This is a genomic window from Flavobacterium facile, from assembly GCF_036321945.1.
GTDB classification, from domain to species: Bacteria; Bacteroidota; Bacteroidia; order Flavobacteriales; family Flavobacteriaceae; genus Flavobacterium; species Flavobacterium facile.
Genome location: NZ_JAZAYT010000028.1, coordinates 100,845 through 117,264, shown reverse-complemented (window position 1 = coordinate 117,264; position 16,420 = coordinate 100,845). Strand labels below are relative to the sequence as shown.

The following is a 16,420-nucleotide window of genomic DNA, read 5'->3' as shown; positions in this document are numbered from 1 at the left end:
ATAAATATGCCAATTTTAAAAGAAGTTTTTATTGATTTAGATGAGTTTGAATTAGAAGAATTAATTGAATACGTTAAAAAATATCGTTACATTTTTCATAGCAAATCTTTAACAGATAGTCTTAAATATGAACATCTTGTAATGATAATTAATGATTACACTTTGAGAGAAATACAGGATTTATTACCTAAAAAATAATTGCAATTAAATTGCAATTGTATTAAACAATATTTTTTTATTAAAATGAACCCAAAAGTTTTAGCCATATATACCAACGCACAAGTATTTCTTTCTATAGAAGAAATGCAAGAATTGGCGGGTTATATAGCTGAAAATATAGGGACAAAAAACACAAAGCCAAAATCAAAAAGTAAAAAATTAACTAACTGGACGGTTGAAAATACCGTTGAGAGATTAATGGCAAATCAATTTAAAAAATAAAACGACCCGTATAGCATCTGCTACATTAATAGTTTCTGACGGGACGGTTTTATACCGTTCCTAAAGAACAAAACAAAAACAAATGGAAATAACAAGTAACCGAAAACAAGATATACCAAACCTATATAGCAATTTGTTTGGCAATATTACCCCATCTGAAAGCAATGAAAATCAATTGCAACAAAATTGCAATGGTTCATCTGTTTTATATGCTGCTTATCCCTGTATTGTGGATGAAGCCTTTTCGCTTACGATGGATTGTTATCGTAAGTATATTTCTGAATATAACAATTGGGTTAAAAACGAAAATTTAGAAATAAATAAATGGAATGCTACCCAAGAAGATTATACTACAGGTTCTGTGTCGGCTGTTTTTAGTGAAATATTTTTAAGAAAATATAAAAACCTTGCACCGAAGCAATATAATTTGCAGGTACAAAATTTATTTGACGAAAAAAACATTAAAATATCCAAACGAAAAATACAGTTTGTAAAATATCAAACCGAACTACTTTTTTCTTCTTTTATATCGGCTTACAATTCGCAATTAATTCATGTAAACGCTCAATATATGCGTTTAAAAGTTGAAGTTAAACGTCCAGTAGCAAATATTAAAATTAACTCATGGTTTATTACTCAAATGAAAAGAAACGGCGTACAAGCCTTAAATATTTGTGGTAAAACAGTTCGTAATCATAGAGATAGATTAGTAGAAGCAGGAGTGCTAATAAATAAACAATTTAGAGGCACAACCCATGCCGTAGAATATCAAATTAACCCAGAAATTTTAAACGTTTTAGAGTTCAAAACTCAAAAATTAACTAGCCTTGAAAATCAACAACTTAACCTTTCGAAAGGGAAAGATTTACCTGATAATGATGTAAATACAAGAACATTTAAAAAAGAAATAAAGAGGACAGAAAACGAACAAGTCGATTTTCTTTTGAATAGGAGTTCGGGGAAACCCCTCACTATTGTTTATTTTGGTACAAGAACACCCGCACGCATAAAAAACAATGAAACTGGGGGCGGGGGCGACGAAAAAACAACCCATTCTACAGTGCTTTTAGCCACTCTGGATAACGAACAATCTTTAGCTGAAAAATTAAATCAAAATGAATTTATTAACTATAAAAGCATTGATATTAGAATGTTATACAACGAAGCGCATTCTGGAACGTTAAGCAATGAAGAATTTAGACAGATTGTAATTCAAGATTTTTTTAAGCAGGCAAATAAATTATGGTCCAATCATCAAAACGTTTATGTAGGTTCATGGAAACTGGCTATAAACCAGTATTTAAAACATAAATTTATGTTGCATAATGGCAATCCAATGCAAAAAGTTTATTTAATTGAAAAAGTGCAAGAGTTACGCTGGCGATTAGAATACGCAAGAAAATGGTTTATTAAGAATGAGCATATAAAAACATTATACCCTAATGATTATTTTGATCCCACAAGAAAAAAATCATTTGAAATTGGTTTTGAATATACACAAGAATTATATAAAAATTACATTGTAAAATTACAAAACCAAGGAGTTGCTAAGGCTAAACAAGAAGCAAAAGCAAAAAAACGCGCCTTAACCTATAAATTTAATGCAAAGGTTAAGCAGTTTTTTAAAGATAAAATTACATGGGAACAATTAGCAACATCGATAAAAGCTAATTATCCTAAAGAGTTTTACGACAATTTAACCACTTCAGTAAATAAATTAAGAAAACAAGAACAAGCAAAACAATCACAAGTAGAAGTACAAAAGAAAATACTACCAATTCAATTAGATTTTAACGAATACACGTGTTAATATGGCTTTTTTCGACAAAAATATATCTCGTATTAAAATGGTTATTTTAACCACAAATACCGAAAAAAATGTAGTCTGGTATTCTCCAGTAAAACATAACACAAAATCTACCGATTATATAATTAATAATATGTTACGTAGGTTTTCTGAAAACCTATTACGTAATGTAACAAACAAAATACAATTTTACGAAAAAGGTTTTTTAATTGCTGAAGTTACATTATAAATAATAATTGATTTATGAAAAGAACAATAATAGCTAATTCAGAGGGAGTTTCTTCATTAAATAACTTGTTAGAAATTATAGTAGAAAGTCAAAACTATAATTTAAGTATTGAACAAAAAGCAATTAAAAATATTGCGTTTCAAATTTCAGATAAAATATATAAACTAAAACATAAAATTTTTAAGTCAACAATTGCAACCGAGAAAAAATATAAAATAAACTTACAATATTATGAGTGTTGGGCATTGCATCACTTTATTGTGAATTTAATTTATTTAGAAGAAAATGAATATAGAAAACTTCAATTGCAAACAATATCAAATGAATTATATAAAATTTTAGTATCTGAAAATTAACAAAAATGGAAAAAATATTATTAAATGCGTTAAAAATTTATTTGTCTAAAAAAGGAAATAAAATACATAATTTAAAAATAAAAGAAGAGTATGCAAAAGCATATTTTAATGGATTAAAACAATGGGAAATTAGAAAAAATGATAGAGATTTTAAAGTTGGGGATATTATAGAATTTAATGTAATTGACAAAGATATTATTTATCGTAGAGAAATAATTTATTTATTAGAAGGAGGGCAATTTGGTATTGAAAAAGGATATTGCATTTTATCACTTTCAGGATATGAATATATTTTATAAATAATATGGAAATAAAACACCTAAAAAAAATGCGTTTCAACTACAAAAAAAAGTTGATGCAATTAAGAACTTTTGGAAGAGAAAACGGAATTAATGGACGAATAAAAGAAACCGAAGATTCAATAAAACTTTTAGATTCTGAAATAAAAAAGCTAACCAATAAAAACATAAAAAACGATGAACGCACAAACTAAAGCACTCGCTAACAAAGTGCGTTCAGCAACTTTTGAAGCATATAAAAGAGCAAAAAAAAGCAACCTAATAATAATTTATGCAACAAAAGGCATACTATACAAAGAGCAAAATGGTTTAAAAACAATTATAAAAAAACTATGAAACCACAACTAATTCCAGCGAAAAAAGCAATAAATCGGACTAACGTTTTTATCAATAAAAACTTTGTAATTAGGGTAATTGAAAACCCAAAAGAGTGTAAAAAGTCTGTCTTAACAACTGCAAACAAACTTTCAAACTTTATAAATGACGAAGAATTGAAAATAAAGCTATTTAACAAGGTTTTAGCATCGTCAAAAGACAAAGTAACCTTTTTAATAAGAAATCGTCTTAAAATCGATTTTTGCTCAAAATAACTTTTAAAACAAATAAAATGAAATTTAAAAACCGCTTTAAAATAATACTTAACATGCTATTTATTTGGGTGTTATGCTTTGCAATTTCAATAACAACACCCTTGCAATTAATTGATTTTATAATTAATGGAAAAAATAGAATTTGGAAATATTTTGAAAACATTATTTTCAAAACATTATTCATAAATGATGATTTAAGAAAGAATATTTAAACGAACTATATAAACTATAAATTATGATTGAAACAATTAAAAAGCCATTGCCTCACGCAGTTAGTAAAAAGGAATTAGTAATAATGTACATCAACCAAAAACCCGAAGCAAGAATATTAAAACAGATAAACGAAATATTGCTAGAAAAAGGTTTCTCAAAAGACATAAAACAAATTGAACATAATGAGTTTATGGAATATGTAAAAACTTACGGAACGCCAAAAGGATATTATCAAACAGATAATGATTAATTGCAATGAAATTGCAATAATACCCTGCAATACCTTGCAATACCCTTGCAATCTCACGAATACCTCTTAATACCCTCGCTTACTCTAAAGCGAGGTTTTTTTATGTCTAATATTTGCAATCAAGTTACACAATAACCAAAATGACTAAAGGTGAAATAAATCAAGCATCGAAAAGAACTATCAAAAATGGCGAACGGTTTAGCAATTTAATTGCTAAACCAAGAAACCAAAAAAAACAACTAGAAAAAGGCGACACGTTCTATTCTGTTGAAATGATAAAGCAAATGACACTAACTTTTTATAAACAAGTGTCCCAGCTTTCACAAGTTCTTCAAGGCAAAACTTTAAAAACCACGTGCGACAATATTCATTTTTTCTTGTATAATCATATACAATATCAGGCGGATGGCGTTGTGCAAAATTTAAGAAGTCCAGCCAATGCTTGGTGGCATTCAAGGGAATCAGGAATAGACTGTAAAAGTTATTCAATTTTTGCAAGTTCAATCCTTACAAACTTGGGTTTAAAGCATTACATACGTCAGATAAAACAGCCAACGTTTAACCCGAAACAATTTACACACGTGTATGTAGTTGTTCCGATTAATCAATTAACTGGGAGTTTTGACAAAGGTCATTTGGTTATTGATGGAACTATAAAACAAACTAATGAACCAGTTTTCACAATAAAAAAAGATGTTTTTATGAGTAATAAGTTACCACATTTAGGGTTGAATTGTCCAGCTAAAAAAAGTACTACAAAAAAAAGTACTGGATTAAAAGGCAAGGCAAAAACAATAACAGCCAAAAAATTATGTAGTAGTGTCATTGTAAAAGATGGACTTAAAAAAGACGGAACATTAAAAAAAGGGTTCAAATACGCAAAAGGCGGAAAGATTGTTAAAGCAAAAACAAAAAAATAATTCACAATGATTATAGATGAAAACGAAATCGGTTTAGGCTATGGCTTAAACAAAGGTTTGAAAGTTGGAAAGTTTTTGAAAAAAAACGTAAGACTTAAAAATGTAAATCTTAAAAACGCTATTGCAGTTGGTTCAATTGCATCAACATTTATCCCAGGCGGTCAAGCAGTAGGTATTGCAACTAAATTAGCAAAAGTAGGTAAAGCGGGTAAACTAGCAAAAGGAGCAGTAAAATTAGCAAATACAAAAGTAGGCAAGTTTGTAATGAATAAAGCAAAACAAGGTCGAGCTTTAAATGCTAGAGAAGCAAATGTTGTTACTCAAATTGCAGTGGCTCAAGATGTAGATACTACAACTCCAAATGTAATGACACCCGATCAATTTAGTGAAGTTACTGCTGGTACTGGTGCGGTTCAAGCCGATGCACCTGTAAAAACTAATGTACAAAGTGTTCCAAACGAAGCACAATTAGAAACACTTTCAAACATTAAGGAAATTCCAGTTGATAATTTGAAAGAGGAAGCAGTAAATCAAATAACTGAAACCACTCCACCAACTGAAACAACAAAAAAAGATAATACTATGCTTTATGTTGGTATTGGTGCGGTTGCAGTTATTGGAATTGGTTTAGCGATGTCAAAAAACTCTAATCCAGCTCCAGTAGCTAAATAATAAAATTTCATTAACTGAAAAATTAAATAACAAAATGAAAAAAGAAGTAATACAAATTGGCTCGGGTGTTTTGGCTGGGGCTTTGTCAAGAGGTTTGACAGGAACAATGTTGGGAAAATCTTCTAATACAGTAAAAACAGCAGTTAGTGGTGTTTTGTGTGTAGGAATGGGATTTGCAGCAACAAAAGTAACAGGTACAGGAACTAAAGCCGATTTTTTAAGAGGTGCTGCACTTGGTGTTTCAATCGCACAAGGTTTTGAGGTTGTAAAAAGCATTTTCTCAAATGAAAAAATTGCATCAAAACTAAATTCAGAAACTGCATCAGGTAGATTTTTACAAAAAGCAACTGGACTTTCAGGTGCTGTAAACGGATTGAACGGTTATACTGACGTTGATGGAAACTATCACGAAGACGGATTAGGTGGGTACATTGACCCATACGGAAACTTAATCGAAGACGGATTAGGTGCATACGAAATCGAAGACGGTTTAGGTGCTTATGAAATTGAAGACGGATTGGGTGCTTACGAAATCGAAGACGGTTTAGCTGGTTTTGATGATGAAGACGGATTAGGTGCTTATGAAATCGAAGACGGTTTAGGCGTTTATGATGACGAAGACGGATTAGGCGGTTTTGAAGAACAAGAAGATTTATACTAAAAAAAACAAATTACAAATCCATAAAAAATAGGAAAAATGACAAGAGAATTTCAAAAAGCACAACAGGCTTTACAGGCTCAAAGAAAAACAGTTGTTAGAGATAAAAATCTGGCGGACTATGCTGACCAAGTTTATTATATTAATGCAAAAGTTGCTGGGGCTTCTAATACTATTAATTTAGTAGGTAGTAATACTAAAAAAGAAGTAGGTGTAACCAACCTTACAGGAAATTTTATTGCAATTGGAAAACAATTTCCAATTAGTGCAATTCGTGTAATGTTTTCAAAAAATGGAAATTCAGAAAAAGAAGCAAGTTATCAAGACGCTACTGGTTTACCAGCTGAATTGCAAAATGCTGAATTGAAATTAACGCAAGATAACAAAGTTATTTTTTCGTTACCAATGACGGTTTTACAAAACTTCAAAAATAGCGACTTTAAATTTTTAGGTACACTAGGTGTATTAAGAGATAAAATCCCTTTTGCTTTGACTATTGAAATGCCAGAGAACGTAGTATTACCAGCAGACAGACCAGCGTTTTTACGTGTGGAATTAATGGGTATTCAGCGTACAAACGTGTAAGCAAATATTAAAAAACAATAATATAAAAGCCGTTGCCTTAAATGGTAACGGCTTTTTTTCTTAAATCAAAAAAAATGAGTCAATTAAAACAAGTTCAGTTTAAACAAAAATTGGTATTTAGAGCAGGAAGTAATTCTATTGTTGAAAATTTCACTTTGCCAATTGGTTTTATTTCTCACGCCGTTGCTTATACAAACGATGTTGATAAAAAAAACGGTGTTATGTTATCATTAGCATTAAAAGATGATGAAAACCTAGAATTAGTACCATCAATAAATATTAGAAATTGGGAACAAAGAGCTGGGGGAACATACCTAGATAGTTTAAAACCGTTAGGATTTGATACCATGGGTAGAACATATAAACTTGAATGTTCACAAGGATCCAGAACTGTAAGCGGAATTGAAGTTGAAGTAGTTTTTTTCTATTCAAATTAATAAAATAAAAGCAAAATGTTAAGAACAGCAGTAATAAATACAGAGTACACAAAAAGTGGCGAAATACGTTTAAATAACATTACCGCATTAAAAGTTTTTAATGCTGGCGATACTATTGTGTTTGTTGCTGGGCTACCTGTATATCCTAACCAAAAGGAAATTATTGTTCCTGCTGATAATACAATATCAAACCTGGTTTTAGATGTTGAGTTTCAAAAGTTTTATTTAGAAAAAGAACCAACTAAAAAAGTAGTAAACGGTGTTGTAATTGAACAATATTTTGATTTTCAAGTTATTAATAAGGAGAAAGTGCCTTACAAAGACAAAATAGTAGTTATCTACAAACACATAATTTAATAATGGAGCAATTAGAAAAATTAATGGAAAAGTTGAATACCGATACTTTGTGTTCGGTTTCAATTTATGACAAAGTGCAAGGCGTTTATGTTTGTACAAATTTGTCGCATTTAAAAATACAAGAAGATTACGGATGTGCTGAGGATTATTTCGAGAGTATTTATTCTCAAGGACATACAAATTTGACTGTACAAGAACGAAGAAAAAACGGAAACTCAATTAAAAATATTGGTAGTCCGTTTGATGTTACTTTCGGAAATACTAACAACAAACAAGATGTTGAAACCAAACCCGAAAAGCAAGAAAAAGCAAAGAAAAAAAAAGATACACCTTTAAATGTTAATGAAATTATTGATTTAAAAATTGCATCGATTAGAGCAGTTGAACTTCAAAAAGAAAATGACGAACTAAAGGCTAAATTAAAAAAAAGCAAAAAAAAGCATAAAGTTCTTGAGCGTGAAAAATTAAATAGAGAGTTCACCGTTCAAAAAAGCGATTCTTTCAACAATATGCTTTTAGGAGCAATAAAACAAGCACCAACGATAATGGCTGGTTTAGGTATGAATGTTCCTAATGCAACCCCAATTAGTGGTTTAGGTGCGGTTTATGATGACGGCGATACAAGTGATTTTACAGATGTTAAAATTGAATTTTTAGAATTAATCAAAACGTTAGAAGACGACACCATAGAACTATTAAATACTATTTACAAAAAAGTAACCATAAATGACGATGATGGTGCGTTTTCAAACGAATTGGTAGAATTGCTACAAAAATATAATATGATAATTGTATAGAAATGGAGATACAAATAAAAATACCCGAAAACACAAATGCTTTTACAAAAGCAAAATTACAAGCACAATTAGAGGCACTGGCAACTTTAGACCAAGACACAATTACTAAACTAGTAAAATTGCGAAAATCTAAAAAAGCAGTTGAAATGCTAAAAGAAAATTGGGCTACAATTGAAATGATGATGATGTAGTAGTTAGAGTAGCTTGTTGGTTATCTCCATTCCCAGCAAGCGAAATAACTACAAAATACTGTATTGGTTTACTACAAATGTAATGCGTGTTAGTGGCAAAAAAGTTAAAATCTAGCAAAGATACTGTCTAAAAAAGTTAAAATACAAAAACAAGATTTTTCTTGTTCCAGGTTCTTTAAAAATATTAGACAAATTTAACTTCTACTAAAACTAACATTAAACGTATTACAGATGTGTAAAGGTTAGTGGCTGTTTATATTCAACTGAAAACCTAAATTAAATACTAACAGGAAATTTTCCTGTCAAGTTTTTTTTAACTATTAGATAAAATGAAATTACGCAAAAACTAACCTCTACCAATACCACAAAATATAACGATGAAAAAAGGATTAAGAAACCCAGCATTAATTACAGCCGTTGCATCAAGTCCGCAAGGGCAAAAAGCAATAAGTAGCGGTTTAGAAAACGCAAACGAAGCCGTGAGTACTTCTGTTTCAATTGTTAAAAGTGTTTTTGTATTAGGTGCTTTATTTGGAGTTGGAGTGTTTGCTTATAATAAAATTTTCAACGGATTTAAAAAATTACCCGAAGACAGAAAAATGAAAGCGACCATTTCTACTGCTATTGCAAAAAACAAAGCAACTGCTATTTTCAGAGCAATGTATGGAATTGGGAGTAATTTTTCTAAAGTATTAAAAATACTTAGCGGAACAAACGGCAACCGATTAAACGCTAACGATTTTGTTCGTATTTATAATCAGTTTGGCAAAAGAGCTGGAGCAACACCGCTTTCAAAAGGACAAAATATGATTGAATGGTTTACCGATTTCAATGAACGAGAATTACTGCAATTAAAAGCATTATTCCCAGACTTTTTTTAATTATGGAAACAAGAAAAATTATACCAATTACAATTATTGGTTTAGGAATAGGTTTTTTAGGCTATCAAATAATAAAATCGAGTAAACCAAATGTAACTTACTCTAACAACAATACTAATGCAAATGTTACATTATATGGCGAACCTTTTAATGCTAAACTAATTGCAAGAAAGCTAAAAGAAGCTATGTTGCCCGAAGAATATCTTGAAGGCACGTTAGAAGATGATATTTTGGAATTGCTTACAGGAATTACACAACCGCAATTTTATCAAGTTGTTGTAGCGTTTGGCAAACCAAAGTATAATTCTTATTTCGGAAGTCAAAAATTCGCTATAAATAATTATCCGTTACCTTATTGGTTGAAAAATGAATTAGGAGCAAATTCAGATGAATACAAAACATTAAAAACATTATTTCCTAAATATATAAAATAATTATGGCAACAATTTCAAAAAAACAGCCAATAAAAAAACCATTAACCAACGACGAAAAATTACTTTATGGTGGTGGTATAGTTTTGTTACTAGGTGGCGGTGCAATTTGGTACTTTAGAAATAAAAAAGAAAAAGAGCAAGAAGAAAGTACAGATTACGGTACTGTAAATACACAAGTTGAAGTATCCACTCCAGTAGTTCCAAAACCGCCAAAAAAACCAGTTTTAGCAACTCCAAACATTTCAAATGAAGTAATTCAAGTTCCAATAAGAACAAATGAAAATTTTGCTTATCCAATTGGTCAGCAAGTTATGGCAAACGGATATTATGGGACACAAACCTATGTTGCTAGAAAAAAAGCGGATGGATCATATTTTTCAAAAGGAGAAAAATATGTAAAATTTGAAAACGGTGATGCAATAGGTACAATTATTTGGGTTGGCAAAATGAGTAATGGAACATATAGATATGTTGTTAAACGTACTGGTAGTTTTGGGGTTGTTACATATTATTGGATTGCAGACACAAAGGTTATTAAGCCAATTAATAAAATATTACCAATAATAAACCCTAATGCTTCGCATTTAGATAGTAATAAACTATTAAAGCGTGGAGTGAAAGGCAATGAAGTGAAAGAACTACAACGTAGATTAAAAATTACAGCAGATGGGGATTTCGGTAAAAAAACAGAAACTGCATTATTGCATCAAAAAAAATTAAGTCAAATCCGCTTAAAAGATTGGAGATAATGAGTACAAATACAGGTTTATTAGTTGGTTTTGGTTTATTGGGTTTACTTTTTCTTGCTTCATTTGAAACTGAAGTAACTACAAAAGCAACTAAAAAAGCCAAACCAGCCAAACCTAAAAACCAACCAAAAAAAATAGTATTATAATGACATTTTTACTTACAAATAGCGTTTCTTTTTTAAAATGTTTTAAAAAATACGCAATAAATACACCTTTGCGTGTGGCTCACTTTTTGGCTCAATTAGATGAAGAAAGCGGTGGTTATACTCGCTTTGATGAAAATATGAATTATACAGCAGACCAATTAATTAAACTTTTTGGAAGTAGAATTTCACACGAGCAAGCACAAAAATACGGTAGGTCAAATTCTCTAAACGCAAATAAAGAAATGATTGCAAATATCATTTATGGAGGCGATTGGGGTAAAAAAAACCTAGGCAACACACAAACGGGCGATGGTTGGAAATTTAGAGGTCGTGGACTAATTCAAATTACAGGTAGAGCAAATTACCAAGCATATAAAAGTTATTCTGGAGTAGATGTAGTTTCAAATCCTAGTTTAGCATCAACACCAAGTATTGCAATTGATATTGCTGGATGGTACTGGACTGTAAGAACCAAGTTACACCCAACATCTCCAAACGGTTTAAACAAACTAGCCGATGATGATAAAATAAAAACAATTACCAAAATAATAAATGGCGGTCAGTTAAATATAGATAAGCGAATTGAAAATTTAGCAAAATACAAGAAAGCAGACACACTAACAATATTAAAAAAAAAAATCAAAGCGATTCGGAGCAAGTCAGTTTATAGGTCCAGTTATGATTATTGGGGCGGTTTATCTGCTATCAAAAACAAGCCTTTTCCATTTTAAAAAATAATTTATGCAATTACAAGATATACTAGCAATTTTAACCGCCTTATTTGGTTCAACTTCAATTTTTTCAATTTACTTATTATGGAAAACACGAAAATCAGAAATTAAAAAAGCAGAAGCTACAACATTAGATGCTATTGATTCAATTTATACAAAAATGACTTTAGCAACTGATAAAAAATTAGAAGAAATGCAGATTATAATCGATGGACACGTTAAAAAAATATCGGAACTAGAAAAGCAAGTAAAAGAATATTCAAAAAAATGCTCCAATTGTAAAATACATGAAAAAGCATATAATTAAACATTTAATCGAAGTTGTAGGGATTTATTACGGTGTGGATTTTTTACCAATAATCGATGTAACGACTCTTACAATTTTAAAAATAAAAAACAGATATGATTTATAAAAGAATTTTTATATGTATGAGAATAGTCGCTTTTTAAGTAGGTGTAAACGTTATTGGTTTGCCTGACTTTCACCAACATAAACACGCAATTTATAAAAATCAATTAGTAAAACGATGAAAAAATCAATCATATATTTATTACTTATTTCTACTTTTTTAGTTAGTTGTAAAACTTCTAAAAAAATGATTAGTACTGATACTATTGTATCAACAGAAACAAATAAAAAAGACAGTACAAAAACAGTTGTTGTTAACCAGGTAATAAACGACAAAGTTATTACTCCAGTAATACAAAGTAATACAGGGAAACGTGAGTTTGATAGTTTAGTAAATGCAAAAGTTGATGAAATTTTATTAAAGTTAAACACTTCTAAAAGTTCGGGCGATAATAGTTATCAATTGCTTTATAATAAACTAAAAAAACAACTCGAATTTTATTCAAAAATTGCACAAACAAAAAACGAAGACACTAAAACCAATAGTAGTAAGGCGAAAACAATTATAAGAATAAAAAAGATACCCGTATTGGTTGAAAAACCAAGGTCAAAGCTGGAAAAATTCGTGCTTTTAATGGGTTGTATTTTTATGATTTTTATTGTTTTCAAAATTTTCACATTCATTAGAAAAAAAGCAACACCATGGCAATTGTAAAAGACATATTTATAGGCACATTAATAGGCGGTTTAGCCTATGTGTTATTTCAAAAAAAAATGGATAATTGGAAATCGACTGTGAGTAAATTAAAAGCCTTTCCTACTGGTTTTCGTAATCTTAAAATTGAAAATTCTATAATCAAGTTTAATCTTGATATTAGTTTGCATAATCCAACAAATGACGATTTTAAGCCCGATGGTATTATTGCTGTTTTACAAAAAATCAACATTAAAGACAATGTAGGAAATAAGATAGCACAAATAAATGTTAACAGAAGTTACATTACTATTCCAGCAAAAAGCAACTATGTTTTAAAAGATTTAGTGGTAGAAATTCCAATAATGCCAAATCTTTTAAATTGGCAAAATTTAATTAAAATAAAATCGGCAAACGATATAAAAACCGAAGCAATTATTACGGTTTTAGGCAAAGAATATTTAATTACGAATTAGTATGTGCATCATTAACGAATTTAACAATTTAGACGGTAAAAAAGTTACTCGTTTACAACTTCAAAAACTTTTAGAAAAGGCAAAACTTCTAAAAGTTTTTGAAGTTTCTACTCGTTTGTCAAACGCATTGAAATTTAACAAAGAAAAAAGTTTCATTATTAGTATTGAAAACCCTATACAAACACCTGGATTAAATGCAGCAGACCAAAAACTTATTTTACCAAGTTTAGAATATATTTCAGAGCCTGATAGTGAAGGTTTAAATGGTGTTTCGCCCGATGATATTTATAGTTATATCACGGATTTAATTATTAATACCATTAAAAAAGTAGGGCATTTGCCTTGGCAAAAAAAATGGACTGGTGCTGGTTCTGGTGGCGGTGCTAAAAATTATGTTAGCAAAAAAGAATATACTGGAGCAAACTTTTTATTAAATTTTGATATAGAAATTGACGAAAATGGTAATGGTTATTTAGTGCCTAAAAGGTTTATCCAACCTTACTATTTAACATTTAATCAAATTAAAGATGCGAAAGCATCATTAAAAAAAGGAAGTAAAGCACATAGAGTAATTTATTACACTATGATTTTTGATTTTGATAACGGCTCATTAACATTTAAAACTTCTGACAAATCAAAGTTTGACGAATTTGTAAAGTCAAAACAGTTGACAAAAGATGATTTAAAGCGTTATTTAGCAAAAATCCCGGTGTTAAAGTATTACAATGTTTTTCTTGCTGATGATTGTATTGGATTAACATTTTCAGAAGAAAAACCAACTGAAAAAGTTGTTAATCCAATTGAAGAAGCACAAAAATTAATTGATGGCTACAAAGATGCACCTAAATATACTTTTGTAGGCGATAAAGCCTATTATCAACCATCAAATGACGTTGTAAATATGCCTAAAATTGATGCCTTTGAAAATGAAGCGTCATATTATTGTACCTATTTTCACGAAATAGTACACAGTACAGGTGCTAAAAAACGATTAAACCGTGATTTTTCAGGTACGTTTGGAAGTAAAAATTATGCTTATGAAGAATTGATTGCTGAATTAGGTGCAGTATTTATGTGTTCCGAAGCTGGAATTTTATTTCACACAGTAGAAAATTCTGCAAAGTATCTTTTTAGCTGGAATAAGCGATTAATTTCCGCATTAGAAGATGATAATCGTTTTTTCTTGAAAGCATCGGCACAATCAAAAAAAGCAGTAAATTATATTTTACAAAATGAAAATCCCGATCATACAGAAGAAACAAAAGTTGAAGAAGCTAAAACTGAAAAAGTAAAAATTAATCCAGGTGTTTCACTTAAAACTCCAGTTCGTAAAAGAAGTAAAGGAAATTCAAAAAATAATTCTCAATTAGAGCTATTTGCTGGTTTAGGCGCATCAAACAATAAAGATATTACAACAGATAAATTTTCTAAAATGACGGTATCGGAATTAAGAAAGTTTACACTTGACTATTACAACGAAAATTTAAAAGGTAAAAAAGTTGCAATTAAAAAGCATCTTAAAGAAGTTGTTTTTTTTAGAGGTGCTGGTAGAAAAATGTTACAACCTATGTATTCTGAAAAGGTAGCAGTTATTGAACATTTAGAAGATTTAATAAAAAATTCAACTTATAATAATTGGGGTAAACGTAAACAAACTGATAACCCAACAATTTTAGGCTACTTAAATTTCAAATCTAAAATAACAATAGATGGGATAAAAAGACACATAAGAATTTCTGTAATTTTAGATAATAACAGAAAAACATCGTTGAAAACTTTTGAAGTTGGTTATAATAAAAAAAGTGGAGATTTACCCAAGGTAGCCGTAGCGAGTCCTAAAGACGGGGATAAAAAACCACTTTCTAACAACAAAGATAACAAAAATAATACCAAAAAAACGGATTTATCTAAAAATGGATTAAATGCAGCTAAAAAAGTTATTGAAAAACCATCTGAAGTAAAGCCAGTTTCAACTGTAATAGATCTAAATAAAAATTCATTGGCTTATAAAATGGCTAACAAGTCAGAAAAAGTAGATTACTTTGATATTCAAGACGAAAATTTTAAGAAGTTTTTAGGACAAATTGAAGTAAAACCAAATGAAAGCGTTTTTATTTCATTAACTGGTGGAGAAGGTTCAATGAAAACACGAATGGCTTTTCAGTTTATGAATTGTTTTGCACAAAATTACAAAGTTGGACACGCAAGCATTGAAGAACATCCTGAAAGTGTGTTGTATTATGATAAAGCAAAAGAATACTTAAATACTAAGGCACTAAATAACATTCACAATCCTGAAGTAAAATCAATGACCGATTTACATAAATTAATCCAGGATAACGATGTAATTGTAATAGATAGTTTTACCAAAATGAAAGAGATTGAAAAATCTTTTGAAGTAGATAAAGATTTACGAAAAAAATATAATGGTAAACTATTTTTAGTCATTTTTCAACAAACCACAACCGGTGCAATGCGTGGCGGTAGCAAAAGTCAATTTGATGCAGATATTGTTTTGTTCACCGAAAAATACGAAGACTACACTAAAAACTATGTTTTTGCAACAAAAAACAGATACAATAAACAAACTGGATTGAAATATAATATTTTCAGTAAACAATTAATCGGGAACGTTCCAGCAGTTAAAAAATTATCATTCACAGTAAAATGAAATTAAAAGCAAAACATATAATTATTCCTGCCGTAGTAACCACTATAATATATTTAATTATGAAAAACACAAAAACAAAATTAGCAAAACTAACAACTTTAAATAAAATTCGTGGATGCGATGCGTTTGGTTGTGGAAATTTCGGTGCAAATCGTAGCGGACACAAACACCAAGGAATTGACATAGTAACTAATCCCGGTGAAACAATTTTTTCACCAATTGACGGTGAATTTAAAAGGATAGCCTATCCTTATGCAAATGATAAAAATTTTAAAGGAATGGTACTGGTAAATGATGAAATTGAAATTAAAATTTTCTACGTTACCCCTACTATCCCTGCTGGTTTAAAAATAAAAAAAGGGCAACCAATAGCCATAAGTCAAAATATTGCAAAAAAATACGGCGTTTCAATGGTAAATCATATTCATTTTGAAGTTAGAAACGGAAACGAACTAATAAATCCAACAAATTTATTTACATAATTTAG

27 protein-coding genes are annotated in these 16,420 nt (G+C 29.8%); all 27 read left to right on the top strand.

Annotation, left to right across the window (positions count from 1 at the left end):
* The first annotated feature begins 6 nt into the window (after window positions 1–6).
* Window positions 7–198 (top strand): hypothetical protein, encoded by a 192-nt coding sequence (locus UEQ13_RS03395; RefSeq protein ID WP_329805000.1) that lies wholly within the window; start codon window positions 7–9, stop codon window positions 196–198.
* A 45-nt stretch (window positions 199–243) separates the two neighbouring features.
* Complete coding sequence (locus tag UEQ13_RS03390) at window positions 244–441, top strand: hypothetical protein (protein ID WP_329804999.1); 198 nt, start codon at window positions 244–246, stop codon at window positions 439–441.
* Window positions 442–523: 82 nt separating this feature from the next.
* Window positions 524–2,251 (top strand): hypothetical protein, encoded by a 1,728-nt coding sequence (locus UEQ13_RS03385; protein WP_329804998.1) that lies wholly within the window; start codon window positions 524–526, stop codon window positions 2,249–2,251.
* 1 nt (window position 2,252) lies between these two features.
* On the top strand, window positions 2,253–2,477 hold the full coding sequence (locus UEQ13_RS03380) for a hypothetical protein (RefSeq protein ID WP_329804997.1): 225 nt from the start codon (window positions 2,253–2,255) through the stop codon (window positions 2,475–2,477).
* 14 nt (window positions 2,478–2,491) lie between these two features.
* Window positions 2,492–2,833 (top strand): hypothetical protein, encoded by a 342-nt coding sequence (locus tag UEQ13_RS03375; RefSeq protein WP_329804996.1) that lies wholly within the window; start codon window positions 2,492–2,494, stop codon window positions 2,831–2,833.
* A 5-nt stretch (window positions 2,834–2,838) separates the two neighbouring features.
* Complete coding sequence (locus UEQ13_RS03370; RefSeq protein ID WP_329804995.1) at window positions 2,839–3,132, top strand: DUF3850 domain-containing protein; 294 nt, start codon at window positions 2,839–2,841, stop codon at window positions 3,130–3,132.
* Window positions 3,133–3,188: 56 nt separating this feature from the next.
* On the top strand, window positions 3,189–3,326 hold the full coding sequence (locus tag UEQ13_RS03365) for a hypothetical protein (RefSeq protein ID WP_329804994.1): 138 nt from the start codon (window positions 3,189–3,191) through the stop codon (window positions 3,324–3,326).
* The gene (locus tag UEQ13_RS03360) at window positions 3,310–3,468 is read left to right on the top strand and encodes a hypothetical protein (RefSeq protein WP_329804993.1); all 159 of its coding nucleotides are present in this window, start codon (window positions 3,310–3,312) and stop codon (window positions 3,466–3,468) included. The genes UEQ13_RS03365 and UEQ13_RS03360 overlap by 17 nt, the downstream gene beginning before the upstream one ends.
* Window positions 3,469–3,957: 489 nt before the next feature.
* Complete coding sequence (locus UEQ13_RS03355; protein WP_329804992.1) at window positions 3,958–4,185, top strand: hypothetical protein; 228 nt, start codon at window positions 3,958–3,960, stop codon at window positions 4,183–4,185.
* Between the two features lie 140 nt (window positions 4,186–4,325).
* A complete protein-coding gene (locus UEQ13_RS03350) occupies window positions 4,326–5,105 on the top strand; it encodes a hypothetical protein (protein WP_329804991.1) in 780 nt (259 codons plus the stop codon).
* Between the two features lie 6 nt (window positions 5,106–5,111).
* Window positions 5,112–5,777: a hypothetical protein gene (locus tag UEQ13_RS03345; protein WP_329804990.1), complete on the top strand. Its 666-nt coding sequence runs from the start codon at window positions 5,112–5,114 to the stop codon at window positions 5,775–5,777.
* 34 nt (window positions 5,778–5,811) lie between these two features.
* Complete coding sequence (locus tag UEQ13_RS03340) at window positions 5,812–6,438, top strand: hypothetical protein (RefSeq protein WP_329804989.1); 627 nt, start codon at window positions 5,812–5,814, stop codon at window positions 6,436–6,438.
* A 36-nt stretch (window positions 6,439–6,474) separates the two neighbouring features.
* On the top strand, window positions 6,475–7,020 hold the full coding sequence (locus UEQ13_RS03335) for a hypothetical protein (protein ID WP_329804988.1): 546 nt from the start codon (window positions 6,475–6,477) through the stop codon (window positions 7,018–7,020).
* Window positions 7,021–7,094: 74 nt separating this feature from the next.
* Window positions 7,095–7,457 carry a hypothetical protein gene (locus UEQ13_RS03330; protein ID WP_329804987.1) on the top strand — a complete coding sequence of 121 codons (363 nt, stop codon included), beginning with the start codon at window positions 7,095–7,097 and terminating at the stop codon, window positions 7,455–7,457.
* Between the two features lie 15 nt (window positions 7,458–7,472).
* Window positions 7,473–7,814 (top strand): hypothetical protein, encoded by a 342-nt coding sequence (locus tag UEQ13_RS03325; RefSeq protein ID WP_329804986.1) that lies wholly within the window; start codon window positions 7,473–7,475, stop codon window positions 7,812–7,814.
* 2 nt (window positions 7,815–7,816) lie between these two features.
* Window positions 7,817–8,611: a hypothetical protein gene (locus tag UEQ13_RS03320; RefSeq protein WP_329804985.1), complete on the top strand. Its 795-nt coding sequence runs from the start codon at window positions 7,817–7,819 to the stop codon at window positions 8,609–8,611.
* A 2-nt stretch (window positions 8,612–8,613) separates the two neighbouring features.
* Entirely contained in the window at window positions 8,614–8,802 is a 189-nt protein-coding gene (locus tag UEQ13_RS03315) for a hypothetical protein (RefSeq protein ID WP_329804984.1), read from the top strand.
* Between the two features lie 377 nt (window positions 8,803–9,179).
* On the top strand, window positions 9,180–9,683 hold the full coding sequence (locus tag UEQ13_RS03310; RefSeq protein WP_329804983.1) for a hypothetical protein: 504 nt from the start codon (window positions 9,180–9,182) through the stop codon (window positions 9,681–9,683).
* Between the two features lie 2 nt (window positions 9,684–9,685).
* Window positions 9,686–10,117 (top strand): hypothetical protein, encoded by a 432-nt coding sequence (locus UEQ13_RS03305; RefSeq protein WP_329804982.1) that lies wholly within the window; start codon window positions 9,686–9,688, stop codon window positions 10,115–10,117.
* A gap of 2 nt (window positions 10,118–10,119) precedes the next feature.
* Window positions 10,120–10,866 carry a peptidoglycan-binding domain-containing protein gene (locus tag UEQ13_RS03300; protein ID WP_329804981.1) on the top strand — a complete coding sequence of 249 codons (747 nt, stop codon included), beginning with the start codon at window positions 10,120–10,122 and terminating at the stop codon, window positions 10,864–10,866.
* Complete coding sequence (locus UEQ13_RS03295) at window positions 10,866–11,012, top strand: hypothetical protein (protein WP_329804980.1); 147 nt, start codon at window positions 10,866–10,868, stop codon at window positions 11,010–11,012. The genes UEQ13_RS03300 and UEQ13_RS03295 overlap by 1 nt, the downstream gene beginning before the upstream one ends.
* A complete protein-coding gene (locus tag UEQ13_RS03290; protein ID WP_329804979.1) occupies window positions 11,012–11,743 on the top strand; it encodes a glycoside hydrolase family 19 protein in 732 nt (243 codons plus the stop codon). The genes UEQ13_RS03295 and UEQ13_RS03290 overlap by 1 nt, the downstream gene beginning before the upstream one ends.
* Window positions 11,744–11,753: 10 nt before the next feature.
* Window positions 11,754–12,050: a hypothetical protein gene (locus UEQ13_RS03285; protein ID WP_329804978.1), complete on the top strand. Its 297-nt coding sequence runs from the start codon at window positions 11,754–11,756 to the stop codon at window positions 12,048–12,050.
* 220 nt (window positions 12,051–12,270) lie between these two features.
* On the top strand, window positions 12,271–12,807 hold the full coding sequence (locus tag UEQ13_RS03280) for a hypothetical protein (RefSeq protein WP_329804977.1): 537 nt from the start codon (window positions 12,271–12,273) through the stop codon (window positions 12,805–12,807).
* Window positions 12,795–13,262, top strand: a complete 468-nt coding sequence (locus tag UEQ13_RS03275; RefSeq protein WP_329804976.1) for a hypothetical protein — start codon at window positions 12,795–12,797, stop codon at window positions 13,260–13,262. Before UEQ13_RS03280 ends, UEQ13_RS03275 begins: the two co-directional genes overlap by 13 nt.
* Before the next feature lies 1 nt (window position 13,263).
* A complete protein-coding gene (locus UEQ13_RS03270) occupies window positions 13,264–15,933 on the top strand; it encodes a zincin-like metallopeptidase domain-containing protein (protein ID WP_329804975.1) in 2,670 nt (889 codons plus the stop codon).
* Complete coding sequence (locus UEQ13_RS03265; RefSeq protein ID WP_329804974.1) at window positions 15,930–16,415, top strand: M23 family metallopeptidase; 486 nt, start codon at window positions 15,930–15,932, stop codon at window positions 16,413–16,415. Before UEQ13_RS03270 ends, UEQ13_RS03265 begins: the two co-directional genes overlap by 4 nt.
* Window positions 16,416–16,420 lie beyond the last annotated feature (5 nt).